The following is a 12,839-nucleotide window of genomic DNA, read 5'->3' on the forward strand; positions in this document are numbered from 1 at the left end:
CCCCCCAGACGCGAACGCCCGCGGAAGGGTTGCAATTCTCGCCCCGCTGGCGCCCGGATCTCGCCCGCGTGCCCCGACCGCATCGCCCGACAAGCGCCGATGGTCACCGTTCCAGTGCCATTCGGCCCTGTGGTCTGGTCCTCCCGCCTGGGAGCCTCGACCGGGTAGTGACCCGATCCTGAGGAGCGCCTGTGCCGGCATCGACGACGTCCATCATCCAGGGCGGGATGGGGGTCGGCGTCTCCTCCTGGCAGCTCGCCCGCGCTGTCGCGCGGGCCGGTCAGCTCGGCGTCGTCTCGGGGGTCGCCCTCGACGCGACCGTCGCGCGCCGGCTCCAGGACGGCGACCCGGACGGGCACGTGCGTCGAGCCCTCGCCGCCTTCCCCGACCCGGCGATGGCCGCTCGCGTGCTCGACCGCTACTTCCTCGCCGGTGGCCGCGATGAGGGCCGTCCCTACCGACCGACCCCGAAACCCGCACTCCGGCCGCACCGGCACGCCCAGGAGCTCGCCGTGGTCGGCAACTTCGTCGAGGTGTGGCTCGCCAAGGAGGGCCACGACGGCACCGTCGGCATCAACTACCTCGAGAAGATCCAGCTGGCCACTCCGGCCGCGGCGCTCGGCGCCATGCTGGCCGGCGTCGACGTGGTGCTGATGGGGGCCGGCGTGCCCCGCGAGATCCCGCAGCTGCTCACCGACCTCGCCCGGGGCCAGGTCGGTGGGGTGGGGGTGGACGTGCACGGCGCGCCCGAGCGCTACCGCGTCGAGGTCGACCCCCAGGACCTGCTCGGTGCGAGCCTCCCTGCCCTGCGCCGGCCCCGGTTCCTCGCGATCGTCTCGGCGACCGTGCTGGCCGCCTACCTCGCCCGCGACGAGATCACCCGCCCCGACGGCTTCGTGATCGAGGGCCCCGTTGCCGGGGGCCACAACGCGCCTCCGCGGGGCAGCCTGGTCCTCGGCGACGACGGCGAACCGGTGTACGGCGCCCGCGACGCGGTCGCGCTCGACAAGGTCGCGGCCCTCGGGCTGCCGTTCTGGCTGGCCGGCGGTCACGGCACCCCGGACGGGCTGGCCGCGGCCCGGGCTCTCGGCGCCGAGGGCGTCCAGGTCGGCACCCTGTTCGCGCTCGCGGAGGAGTCCGGGCTGCGACCCGACCTGCTCGACCGGGTCCGCGGCGGGCTCGGCGGTGGCACGCTGCGCGTGAAGACAGGGGTCAGGTCCTCCCCGACGGGCTTCCCGTTCAAGGTCGCCCAGGTGGAGGGCACCCTCGCCGACCCCGAGGTCTACGGCGCACGGGAGCGGCTCTGCGACCTCGGCTACCTGCGCACGCCGTACCTCACCGCGGCGGGCCGCGTGGGCTACCGCTGCCCGGGTGAGCCGGTGGACGCTTACCTGCGCAAGGGCGGCGACGTGGCCGACACCGAGGGCCGGGCGTGCCTGTGCAACGCGCTCACGGCGGACATCGGGCTCGGCCAGACGCGCCCGGACGGCTACCAGGAGCCCGATCTCCTCACCCTCGGCGGAGACCTGGACGGCCCGCGACGGCTGCTCGACCGTCACCCCGCCGGTTGGACCGCCGCGCAGGCGGTGGCCTGGATCGAGGGTCGGTGACGCAGCCGTTCCGGCGCTGGGCTCGACTGATCCTGCATCCTGGCTCCATGACCCTCCGCGCCCCGCTGGCCGACGCGTCGTCGCCCGACGCCTGGTTTCGCCGTCGGCCGCCGCTGACCTGGGCCGTGGTCGTCGCGATGTATGCCGGGATCTTCGCGCTCCGCATCGGCACCGGCCGCGTCGAGGACGCCTACTCCATGCTGTACGTCTTCCCGGTCGCACTCGTCGCCGTGGCCTTCGGCAGGCGCGCCGGAGCCGTCGCGGGCCTCTCGGCGGTGCTCCTCATCGTCGTGTGGGTGGTGGTCCGGGACGTGTCGCTCACCCCGTCCGGATGGATGTCGCGGATCCTGCCGATCCTGCTGCTGGGCGTGCTCCTCGGTGACGCCACCGACCGGCTGCGCCGCGTCGAGACGGAGCGGCGTCGCCTCGAGAGTGCGGCGCTCCTGCACCGGGACGCGATCGAGATCAACGACTCGCTGGTGCAGGGCATGGTCGCGGCGAAGTGGTCGCTGGAGGCCGGCAACATCGAGACGGGACTGAGCACCCTGAACGACACGATCACCCAGGCGCACGAGCTCGTGTCGGGGCTGATCCGGCAGGCCGGGATGGGTGGACGCACCGAGCACCTGCCGGGCCGGGAGTAGCCCCGGGGAGCTGGTTCCGGGCCCTGTTCGAGGGGGGCCGCATACGGTTGCATGGTCATGGACCAGTCACGCACACCGTCGCCCCAGGGAGCAGCATGCAGCAGGTGAAGGCCGTGGTCGCCCGCGGCCAGGGACAGCCCGTCGAGGTCACCACGATCAACGTCCCCGACCCGGGTCCGGGTGAGGCGGTGGTGCAGGTGCAGGCCTGCGGGGTCTGCCACACCGACCTCCACTACCGCGAGGGCGGGATCAACGACGACTTCCCGTTCCTCCTCGGCCACGAGGCCGCGGGCGTCGTGGAGGCCGTCGGCCCGGACGTCACGTCGGTGGCGCCCGGCGACTTCGTGATCCTCAACTGGCGTGCCGTGTGCGGCGACTGCCGCGCCTGCCGTCGCGGCGAGCCGTGGTACTGCTTCGCCACGCACAACGCGACCCAGAAGATGACCCTCGCCGAGGGGCCGGACGCCGGCACCGAGCTGTCGCCGGCCCTCGGCATCGGCGCGTTCGCCGAGAAGACCCTGGTCGCCGCCGGTCAGTGCACGAAGGTCGACCCCTCGGCCCGGGCGGCCGCCGTCGGCCTGCTCGGCTGCGGTGTGATGGCGGGCATCGGGGCCGCGATCAACACCGGTGGCGTGACCCGCGGCAAGTCAGTCGCCGTGATCGGCTGCGGTGGTGTCGGCGTGGCCGCGATCGCGGGATCGGCGCTGGCTGGCGCCTCCCCGATCATCGCCGTCGACATCGACCCCAAGAAGCTCGAGGCCGCCCGACGGCTGGGCGCGACCCACGTGGTCGACTCCAGCGGCACCGACCCGGTGGCCGCGATCCAGGAGCTCACCGGCGGCTTCGGCGCCGACGTGGTCATCGAGGCGGTGGGTCGTCCGGAGACCTGGAAGCAGGCGTTCTACGCTCGCGACCTGGCCGGCACGGTGGTGCTCGTCGGCGTACCCACTCCGGACATGAAGGTGCCCGACCTGCCGCTCATCGACCTGTTCGGCCGGGGTGGCTCGCTGAAGTCCAGCTGGTACGGCGACTGCCTGCCCAGCCGCGACTTCCCGATGCTCGTCGACCTCTACCAGCAGGGCCGGCTCGACCTCGACGCGTTCGTCACCGAGGAGATCGGCATCGGCGACGTGGAGGCGGCGTTCGGCCGCATGCACGGAGGCGACGTGCTGCGCTCGGTGGTGATCTTCTGATGGCGGCCCGGGTCGACCACGGCGTCACGTCGGGGACCTTCACGCTCGACGGGGAGACCTTCGAGGTCGAGAACAACATCTGGGTCGTCGGCGACGACAGCGAGTGCGTGGTCATCGACGCCCCGCACGACGTCGCCGACATCCTCGCGGTCGTGGGGGACCGCAAGGTCAAGGCGATCGTGTGCACGCACGCCCACGACGACCACGTGCGTGTGGCGCCGGCACTGCGCGAGGAGGTCGTCGCACCGATCATGCTGCACCCCGCGGACCGGCCCCTGTGGGAGCTCACGCACACGCGTTACCTCTGGGACCTGGACCTCGAGGACGGCCTGGAGATCACGGTCGCCGGGACCACGCTGCGGGTGCTCCACACGCCCGGGCACGCTCCCGGCGCGGTCTGCCTGTACGCCGCGGAGCTCGGCTGCGTGTTCACCGGCGACACGCTGTTCCAGGGTGGTCCGGGCGCCACGGGACGTTCGTACTCCGACCCGGACCTGATCGTGGAGTCCATCCGGACCGCCCTGCTCGCGCTGCCCGACGGGACCGTCGTCCACACCGGCCACGGCGCCGACACGACGATCGGGGCCGAGCGGAAGGGACTCGAGACCTGAGTGTCTCCGGGACCGGTCCCAGCGCTGTGCTGGGACCAGTCCCGGATCCAGGTCGCCGAAGGTCCCGGAGATCGGGACCGATGGGCCTCCGAGTCCGAGGACTCCGGCCCTGATTCGTTCAGGGTTCAAGTTCTTACGGTGGTGTCACCAAAGCAGATGTGGCGGAGACACCGCCCCGAAACTAGGAGTCACCACGATGCGATCTGCATTCGACAAGCTCATCTCGTGGACGGGTCTGGCCCTCGCCGCCGTCCTCCTCGTTGCAGGTGGCTTGCTCACCTGGGCGAACACCTTCATCGCTGACCAGGTCCACGACCAGCTCAGCATGCAGGACATCACGATGCCCGAGGGTGACGCCCTCGCCGCCCTTCCCAAGGCTGACGCCGCCGCCCTCAAGCAGTACGGCGGCAGCAAGATGGACACCGGCCCGGAGGCCAAGGCGTTCGCGAACCACTACATCCTGGTCCACATGAACGCGGCGAGCGACAACCGCACCTACGAAGAGGTCAGCGGCGAGTTCCTGCAGATGAGCGACGAGCAGAAGGCGTCTCCTGAGGGCCAGGCCCTCGGCGGTCTGCGCCAGACCCTGTTCATGGGCAACACCCTGCGCGGCCTGCTCCTCTACGGCTACGCGTTCGCCACGATCGGCACCATCGCCGGCATCGCCGCGATCGCCGCCTTCGTCGGCGCGGCTGCCCTGCTGGTGCTCTTCGGCCTCGGCATCTGGCACGCTCGCAAGGTTGAGAAGACCGCTCCGGCCGGTGCTCGCGCCGCGGTCGCCTGATCGTCCTGAGGGACTGACCAGCAACTGAAGTCTCATCTCCCGGGAGCCCCCTTCGGCTCCCGGGAGATGGTGCATTTGCGCAACGATCCCGCCTTCGTTGGTCGAGTAGCAGTCGTGAGGAACGAGCGACGGCGTATCGAGACCCCTGAGCGACCGTGGTCTCGATACGCCGGTCGCGAGCTCGTTCCTCACTCGCGCGGCTACTCGACCTGGCTGCTGCGTCTTCGTCTCCCGAGCGAGCTCGGGAGACGAAGGCAGCTCAGAACGGTTGGACGAGCAGGGCCACGCCGTGGCCGGCGACCCGGGTGAGGACGATGGTGGCCTCCTCCTCGCCGGCGAGGTCCAGCCGCTTGCGCAGCTGCTCGGGCACCACGTCCACGCCGCGCTTCTTGATCGTGAGTCGTCCGATCCGCCGCTCCCGGAGCGCGGCGCGCAGGGCCTTCTCGCGGTACGGCAGCTCCTCGAGCACCTGGTAGCCCCGCGCGAACGGGGTCCGGTACGACGAGTCCGAGGCGACGTACGCGATGTGCTCGTCGACCAGCCGGCCGCCGACCCCGGCGGCCACCGCGGTGACGAGCCCGGCCCGGATCACCGCACCGTCGGGCTCGTAGAGGAACGCCCCGACCGGGCCCACGTCAGCCCCGGGGTCGTCCTCGTCGGTGAGAGTGGCCAGTCCGCCGTCGCCGATCACGGTGGCGCGGCGCGCGGTGGTGGCGAGCCGGCCCGACCAGAGCGCCGCCTCCTTGACCTCTCCGTGGTCGCTGACCCACTCCGCCTCGACCCCGGCCGGCACGAGGTCGTGGGGGATGCCCGGGGCCACCTTCACGCACGAGTCGCGGGTGAGCAGCCCCTCGACGAACGGCCACGGCGGGGTCCAGCCGTCGACGTCGAAGACCCGGCCGCGGGCGGACCGCCGGGCCGGGTCAGCGAAGGCGACGTCGAACGGTGTGGTGTCGAGCGTGGTCGCGTCGGCCACCATCACCGCGCCGGCCAGGCCGAGTGCGTCCAGGTTGGCCTGGGCGACCGCGACCCGCACCGGGTCCAGGTCGACCCCGGCCGCGGTCAGTCCGGCGCGGGAGGCGGCGACGAGGTCGCCCCCGATCCCGCACCCGAGGTCGACCAGCGTCGCGGCGGACGAGGCGACCAGCCGGGCGGCCCGGTGGGCGGCGACCCGCTGCCGGGTCGCCTGCTCGAGACCGTCGGGCGTGAAGTACATGCGGTCGGCGTCCTCACCGAACTTCGCGCGGGCGCGCACCCGCAGCGTCGCCTGGGTCAACGCGGCCGCGACGTGCGCGGGATCCGCCGTACGCCGCAGCCGGGTCTGGGAGCTCAGCGGGTCCTCGCCGGCCTCGACGGAGGCGGCCGCGGCCCGGAGCAGCTCGTCGCCGTCGGCGGTCAGCAGCCAGCGGAACGCCTCGAGGTCCATCCCCGGATCCTGTCACCTGGGGGCCGCTGGCACTCAGTTGGCGAGAGTGCTAGTTTCTGAGTTGGCACTCTCCTCGGGAGTGTGCCAACGCTTGTCACCGGCGCGGCCCCCGCGACGGCGTGCCGGACGGCAGGCACAACAGACGTGCACCACCCACCGCATCGAAGTCCCAGAAAGTGGAGGTTGATCAGCAGTGTCGGTCAACATCAAGCCCCTCGAGGACCGGATCGTCGTCAAGCCCCTCGACGCCGAGCAGACCACGGCCTCCGGCCTGGTCATCCCGGACACCGCCAAGGAGAAGCCCCAGGAGGGCGAGGTCCTGGCCATCGGCCCGGGTCGCATCGACGACAACGGCAACCGTGTCCCGCTCGACGTGAGCGTCGGCGACAAGGTCATCTACAGCAAGTACGGCGGCACCGAGGTCAAGTACGCCGGCGAGGAGTACCTCATCCTTTCCGCGCGCGACGTCCTCGCAGTCGTTTCCTGATTTCCCGGGTCGTCCGCCCCACCAGCGCCCAGCGCGCTGTGGGGCGGACGGCCCGAACTCGTTAGAGGAGAGAAATGCCCAAGATCCTGGAGTTCGACGAGAACGGCCGCCGCTCCCTCGAGCGGGGAGTCGACGCGCTCGCCAACGCCGTCAAGGTGACGCTCGGCCCCAAGGGCCGCTACGTCGTCCTCGACAAGAAGTGGGGCGCCCCGACGATCACCAACGACGGTGTCACCGTCGCGCGTGAGATCGAGCTGGACGACCCGTTCGAGAACCTCGGTGCCCAGCTCTGCAAGGAGGTGGCGACCAAGACCAACGACATCGCGGGTGACGGCACCACCACCGCCACCGTGCTGGCCCAGGCGATGGTGCACGAGGGTCTGCGCGCCGTCACCGCCGGCGCCAACCCGATGGGGCTCAAGCGCGGCATGGACGCCGCTGCCGAGGCCGTCGGCGACGCCCTCAAGGAGGCCGCCCGCGAGGTCGAGTCGCGTGAGGACATGGCCTCGGTCGCCACGATCTCCAGCCGCGACAGCGTGATCGGCGACCTGCTCGCCGAGGCGTTCGACAAGGTCGGCAAGGACGGCGTGATCACGGTCGAGGAGTCCAACACCATGGGCACCGAGCTCGAGTTCACCGAGGGCATGCAGTTCGACAAGGGCTACATCAGCCAGTACTTCGTGACCGACCCCGAGCGCATGGAGGCGGTCCTCGATGACCCGTACATCCTCCTGCACCAGGGCAAGATCTCGGCCGTCTCCGAGCTGCTCCCGCTGCTCGAGAAGGTCATCCAGTCCGGCAAGCCGCTGTTCATCCTCGCCGAGGACGTCGAGGGCGAGGCCCTCTCGACCCTGGTCGTGAACAAGATCCGCGGCACGTTCAACGCCGTCGCGGTCAAGAGCCCGGCGTTCGGCGACCGCCGCAAGGCGATGATGCAGGACATCGCGACCCTGACCGGTGGTCAGGTCGTCGCCCCCGAGGTCGGCCTCAAGCTCGACCAGGTCGGCCTCGAGGTCCTCGGCCAGGCGCGTCGTGTCGTCATCACCAAGGACGACACCACGATCGTCGACGGCGCCGGCGACCCCAAGGAGGTCGAGGGCCGGGTCAACCAGATCAAGGCCGAGGTCGAGAACACCGACTCCGACTGGGACCGCGAGAAGCTCCAGGAGCGCCTCGCCAAGCTCGCCGGCGGCGTGTGCGTGATCAAGGTCGGCGCCGCCACCGAGGTGGAGCTGAAGGAGAAGAAGCACCGCATCGAGGACGCCGTCTCCGCGACGCGCGCCGCGATCGAGGAGGGCATCGTCGCCGGTGGCGGCTCCGCCCTCGTCCACGCGGTCGCCGTCCTCGCCGACGACCTCGGCCTCACCGGTGACGAGGCGCTCGGCGTCCGCGTGGTCCGCAAGGCCGCCGACGAGCCGCTGCGCTGGATCGCCGAGAACGGCGGGGTCAACGGCTACGTCGTCACCACCAAGGTCCGCGAGCTCGGCGTCGGCAACGGCTACAACGCCGCCACCGAGGAGTACGGCGACCTGGTCGCCCAGGGCGTGCTCGACCCGGTCAAGGTGACCCGCTCCGCGCTGGTCAACGCCACCTCGATCGCGGGCATGCTGCTCACGACCGAGACCCTGGTCGTCGAGAAGCCCGAGGAAGACGACGACGCCCCCGCGGCCGGTCACGGCCACGGACACGGGCACGGCCACTAGTCCCATCTGACGTTGACCCGCCCGAGAGTTTCGGGCGGGTCAACGTCATTTGAGGGTCAGGGGAGCAGCTCGCCGAGGTGCTGGGTCGAGCCGTAGCGGCCCTCGGAGGTGAACCAGAAGAACTGGTCCGGACCGACCGGGAAGCTGACCTCGCGACCCCACGAGGACACTCCGTCGGCGACCTTCAGGAAGCGGCCCGTGCTCAGGTCGTAGGCGTAGGTCCCGGCGTCGGAGTCCTCGGCGACCACGGTGACGACGTCGCTCGCGCTGTCGGTGCCGTCCAGGCGGCCGTCGATGCCACTGTCCTGGATCGTGACGACCTGGTCGCCGTCGGTGGAGACGACCTGCACGCGGTCGTCACGTACGCCGTCGCTGTAGGTCCCGCAGTACTGGCCCATCACGATCCGGTCGCCGACCGCGGCGAAGGACAGCAGGTTGCAGTGCTTGCCGGTCCGGGGGTCGAAGGTGCGCTCGGCGCCGGTCGCCAGGTCGCGCACGTGGACGAGACCGGGGTCGTCGTTCGTTGCGTCGGTCCACACCATCGCGTCGTCGGTGAAGGCGAGGTCACCGACGCTCAGCCCTTCGTCTCGGACGTCCGTCGGATCGCTCAACGAGGCCGACCACAGGCGGGATCGGTGCGGATCGCCTTCCGATACGAGGACATAGACCCGGTCGTCCGGCCCCATCACGGGCTGAGCCAGAGAGTCGTAGGAGGACGAGGGCAGGCCCGGCCATTGGCGGACGCTCCACTGCCGCGTGTCCCGGTCGAAGACAGAGGCGTACAGCGTGGGCTGCGCGCCGTTGTCGAGCCCGACGAACACCAGTCGGTCGCTGCCGAGCTCGGCCGGCGACATGTCGTAGGCGGTCGGCGGGTCCGGCAGCCAGTCCTTCTCCCCATTCCCGGGAGCTACCAGGGCGTATCGCGCGGGCCGGTGGTCGCGGGGCCCGTCGCGGAACAGGATCAGACCGTCCTCGGTGACCCCGTCGTAGGACCGGCCGTTGTCGGCGTCCAGGTTCTCGTTCGTGTACGACGCGAGCTCGCGGTAGTCGCGACCCTCGACGGCCGGCGTGGCGTCGGCGAGGGTCAGGGTGGGCGCGTCGGGCCGGGGCGGGTCGCCCGCGATCTCCGGCGGCCCGTCGCCACTGCTCATGCCGATGACGGCGGCGAGCACCGTCCCGGCGAGGAGGAGGCCGACACCGCCCGCGCGCTGGTGGCGCCGACGGCGCCGCACCTGGCGCCGTCCGGCACGGATCACCGCGGCGAGGTCGACGTGGTCGTCCGGGGCGTCGGCGACGTTGTCGCGCAGCAGCTGCTTGAGGTCGGTCACCACGGCAGGTTCCTCTCTCCGGTGACGGCGAGCTCGTCGCGTGACGCGCTCTCGAACATGGCGCGCAGCGAGGCGAGCGCCCGTGAGGTCTGGCTCTTGACGGTGCCCTCCGAGCAGCCGAGCGCGGCCGCGGTCTCGCGCACGTCGAGCTCCTCGAAGTACCGCAACACCACGCAGGCGCGCTGGCGGCGCGGGAGCCGCGCGAGCGCGGCCATCAGCGCGGACCGGTCGGACACGTGCGCGGCGACGTCCTCGGTCGAGGCGAGCCGGACGTCGAGCTCGGCGGGCCGTTCGGTGCTCGACCGTTTGCGGCTGGCGTCGAGGAACGCGCTGACCACGGCCTTGCGGGCGTAGGCGAGCTCACCACCACGACGGACCAGGCGCGGCCAGGCGACGTAGACCCGGATCAGCCCCTCCTGCACGTGGTCGGAGGCGCGGTCCCAGTCACCGCACAGCAGGTACGCCGTGTGGCGCAGCCGGACCCGGCTCGCCGCAGCGAACTCGGTGAAGGCGGCGTCCGCTGCCGCGTCTCGTCCCATGCCCTACCAACGAGGTCAGTCGCAGGTCGGTTGCACGACGGGTCGCCCTTCTCCGCGCAGCAGGTAGATCGGGTGCCCGTTGCAGGCGGTGCCGTGCGCGACGTACCGCTCCTCGACGACCCGCACCAGCTCGTCCGAGGGGGTGGGTGCCCACGAACGGAACGAGGCCCACTCCACCAGCCACGTGGGCGCGTCGGGTCCGGCCAGGAGCGCACGCAGGTCGGCGTACCCAGGGTCGCGGGCGCGCATCGGCAGGCTCCACAGGTACGGGTACGGCGAGCCGAGCCCGCTCGTGAGCTGCAGGTCGGGGCGGCCGCCGAAGACGACGAGCGTGTCGCCGGGCGCCGCTGCCGAGGCGAGCGCGTCGCCGGTGGCGACCTCGTCGAACTCCTGCTGTCCGGCGAGGTTCCAGCCGAGCCAGGCGACCATCGCGACGGCGGCCGAGGCCGCAGCGGCGGCGACCACGGCGCGCAGAAGCCGGCCGCTCGGCCGTCCGGCGACGAGCGCGACACACAGCGCCGCGCCGGGCACGAGTGGCGTCAGGTAGTCGCGCCAGAAGCTGCCGCCTGCCGCGAGCCCGGCGAGGTCGGTGGTCACAACCGCGACCGTGGCCGCGACGACCGGCGCGTCCGCGGGCCAGCGTTCGCGCACCTGCGCGAGCAGCCCGGCGACCATCGGCAGCATGCCGCACGCCACGGCGATCACCAGCAGCACCCAGGCCCGTCGTTCGGGAGCGTGGGTGCCGGCGTCGGCGATCACCCGCGCGGCGTCGGCGCGGAACCCGTAGACCGCCTCCCACACGGTGGTGAGCCGGACGCCGGCTGCCTCGGCCCACACGACCGTGCCGAGCACCGGCAGCGCGGCCCCCGCGGCACCGGCCGCCGCGAGCGCCAGCGCCCGGCGACCGGCGAGCCGGCCGGTGCGCCACGCGACGAGCAGCAGGACCGTGGCGAACACCAGCCCGGTCACCAGGTTCTGCTTCAGTCCGAGCGCCGATCCGGCCAGCAGACCGGCCGTCAGCGCGAGCGGCACCGACGTACGCCGGACCGCGCGCAGCGTGAGCAGCAGGCTCCCCATCACGAACGGCAACGCGAGCAGCTCGCCCTTGACCGCGACCACGTCGATCATCGGGTTGGACAGCAGCGCCGCGGCGGCGACGGCCGTCCATCCGGCGGCGCTCGGTGACCCGGCCTCGCGCCCCAGCGCCCCGGCGAGCAGCACCGCCACGGCGACCACCAGCGCCCCGAGCAGGCGCAGGATGCTCACCCCACCGACCTCGTCGACCAACCGGAACACCGCGATCAACGAGGGGGGCCGGTCGACCCAGAAGGGCCCGAACATGCTGTCCGGCTGGGGATCCCACGCCCGCCCGACCAGCAGGAACCCGGCCTCGTCGGCGCGCACCGGGCGGGTCAGGGCAGGCAGCCGTGCCACGAACGCCAGCGCCGCGGCGATCGCGACCGGGTGCCGGCGCAGGTGCTCCATCGCCTCACCCTCTCAGGCACGCGACATATGGGCGAAACACGCCCGAACCGAGCCCGCAACGTGTCCGGAGCACCCTGAGACCATGTTGTGGAGAGTGCGTACGTCGTTGCCCGACCGTCCCGGAGCCCTCGCGCAGATCGCGGCCAGCTGCGGTGCGGCGGGGGTGAACATCCTGGGCCTGCAGATCTTCCCGGGCATCGAGTCCGTGACCGACGAGCTGGTCCTGCGCACCCCCGAGGGGTGGGACGACGCTCGGATCGCGGAGCTGCTCGAGGGCGCCGGCGGCCTGGCCGTGGTCGCGATGCGGTGCACCGAGGCCGCGTTGTCCGACCAGCCCGCACGCTACGTCCAGGCCGCGCGCACGATCCTGGCGCACCCGGCGTCGTTCCCCGAGGTGGTCGCCCGGCTCTTCGACGCCGAGCCCGACCCCCGCGAGGGCGGCCGGCCGGGCCAGGCGATCAAGGACGTCATGGACCTGATGGAGATGACGGTCGGCGACGTCCAGGTCCAGGTGCGCCGTACCGCGCCGTTCACCGCGACGGAGCACGCCCGCGGCGCCGCGATGGCCGAGCTGGTCTCCGACGTGCTCGGGCGGGTCCGCGAGAGTGCGTTCGCGCCCCACCAGAGCCGGCGCGTCGGCGGCGGCGCGACGCCGGAGTACGTCGTCCAGGGCGACTCCGTCTCGGCCACCATCGACGGGGTGGCGGTCGGGCTGACCGTCGTCCGCCCCGAGGCCGAGGAGCCTGGGGTGCGCGCCGTCACGCTGCAGGTCGACCCGGCCTGGCAGCGGCGAGGGATCGGCACGCGCCTGCTGGTCGATGCGGCCCGGCTGGCCACCACCCTCGGGGCCGACGAGGTCGTGCTCACCACCCGCTCGGACAACCAGGCGGTGCTCCCGATGGTGATGGCGGCGGGGCTGCGGAGCCGGATCCGGATGGCTGCCGACACGCTCGTGGTGCGGATCCCTGTCCGGGACCTCAAACCCCTGCGTGTGTGAGCGAAGACGCGCCAGCGGATCCGCTGATGGTG

General features: G+C 72.1%; 12 protein-coding genes. 8 read left to right on the forward strand and 4 right to left on the reverse strand.

All coding sequences use genetic code 11. The features are described from left to right. Positions 1 to 191: 191 nt before the first annotated feature. From AC3ANS_RS04825 to AC3ANS_RS04845, 5 genes are all read left to right on the forward strand, one after another. Positions 192 to 1,610, forward strand: a complete 1,419-nt coding sequence (locus tag AC3ANS_RS04825) for a nitronate monooxygenase (RefSeq protein WP_488295032.1) — start codon at positions 192 to 194, stop codon at positions 1,608 to 1,610. A 47-nt stretch (positions 1,611 to 1,657) separates the two neighbouring features. Further along, positions 1,658 to 2,254 carry a hypothetical protein gene (locus tag AC3ANS_RS04830; RefSeq protein ID WP_488295033.1) on the forward strand — a complete coding sequence of 199 codons (597 nt, stop codon included), beginning with the start codon at positions 1,658 to 1,660 and terminating at the stop codon, positions 2,252 to 2,254. A 95-nt stretch (positions 2,255 to 2,349) separates the two neighbouring features. Continuing rightward, on the forward strand, positions 2,350 to 3,447 hold the full coding sequence (locus AC3ANS_RS04835) for an S-(hydroxymethyl)mycothiol dehydrogenase (RefSeq protein WP_488295034.1): 1,098 nt from the start codon (positions 2,350 to 2,352) through the stop codon (positions 3,445 to 3,447). Then, the gene (locus AC3ANS_RS04840) at positions 3,447 to 4,058 is read left to right on the forward strand and encodes an MBL fold metallo-hydrolase (RefSeq protein ID WP_488295035.1); all 612 of its coding nucleotides are present in this window, start codon (positions 3,447 to 3,449) and stop codon (positions 4,056 to 4,058) included. The genes AC3ANS_RS04835 and AC3ANS_RS04840 overlap by 1 nt, the downstream gene beginning before the upstream one ends. 196 nt (positions 4,059 to 4,254) lie before the next feature. Next, positions 4,255 to 4,842 carry a hypothetical protein gene (locus AC3ANS_RS04845; protein ID WP_488295036.1) on the forward strand — a complete coding sequence of 196 codons (588 nt, stop codon included), beginning with the start codon at positions 4,255 to 4,257 and terminating at the stop codon, positions 4,840 to 4,842. A gap of 259 nt (positions 4,843 to 5,101) precedes the next feature. On the opposite strand, the gene AC3ANS_RS04850 is transcribed toward AC3ANS_RS04845, so the two are convergent. Next, positions 5,102 to 6,268 carry a class I SAM-dependent methyltransferase gene (locus AC3ANS_RS04850; protein ID WP_488295037.1) on the reverse strand — a complete coding sequence of 389 codons (1,167 nt, stop codon included), beginning with the start codon at positions 6,266 to 6,268 and terminating at the stop codon, positions 5,102 to 5,104. A 193-nt stretch (positions 6,269 to 6,461) separates the two neighbouring features. On the opposite strand from AC3ANS_RS04850, the gene groES reads away from it, so the two are divergent. Together groES and groL are read left to right on the forward strand one after the other, a co-directional pair. Further along, positions 6,462 to 6,755, forward strand: coding sequence for a co-chaperone GroES (groES, locus tag AC3ANS_RS04855; RefSeq protein WP_183592203.1), 294 nt, complete (start codon positions 6,462 to 6,464; stop codon positions 6,753 to 6,755). A gap of 74 nt (positions 6,756 to 6,829) precedes the next feature. Then, entirely contained in the window at positions 6,830 to 8,458 is a 1,629-nt protein-coding gene (groL, locus tag AC3ANS_RS04860) for a chaperonin GroEL (RefSeq protein ID WP_488295038.1), read from the forward strand. Between the two features lie 56 nt (positions 8,459 to 8,514). Here groL and AC3ANS_RS04865 read toward each other — a convergent pair whose 3' ends face one another. From AC3ANS_RS04865 to AC3ANS_RS04875, 3 genes are read right to left on the reverse strand one after another with little or no spacing between them, the layout of a single operon-like run. Then, positions 8,515 to 9,789, reverse strand: coding sequence for a hypothetical protein (locus AC3ANS_RS04865; RefSeq protein ID WP_488295039.1), 1,275 nt, complete (start codon positions 9,787 to 9,789; stop codon positions 8,515 to 8,517). After that, positions 9,783 to 10,325: a SigE family RNA polymerase sigma factor gene (locus AC3ANS_RS04870; protein ID WP_488295040.1), complete on the reverse strand. Its 543-nt coding sequence runs from the start codon at positions 10,323 to 10,325 to the stop codon at positions 9,783 to 9,785. The genes AC3ANS_RS04865 and AC3ANS_RS04870 overlap by 7 nt, the downstream gene beginning before the upstream one ends. Before the next feature lie 15 nt (positions 10,326 to 10,340). Then, complete coding sequence (locus AC3ANS_RS04875; protein ID WP_488295041.1) at positions 10,341 to 11,810, reverse strand: hypothetical protein; 1,470 nt, start codon at positions 11,808 to 11,810, stop codon at positions 10,341 to 10,343. Between the two features lie 82 nt (positions 11,811 to 11,892). Between AC3ANS_RS04875 and AC3ANS_RS04880 the strand changes: the two genes are divergently transcribed. Further along, entirely contained in the window at positions 11,893 to 12,807 is a 915-nt protein-coding gene (locus AC3ANS_RS04880; protein ID WP_488295042.1) for a GNAT family N-acetyltransferase, read from the forward strand. Positions 12,808 to 12,839 lie beyond the last annotated feature (32 nt).

Source organism: Nocardia sp. 149-1B (assembly GCF_057747975.1).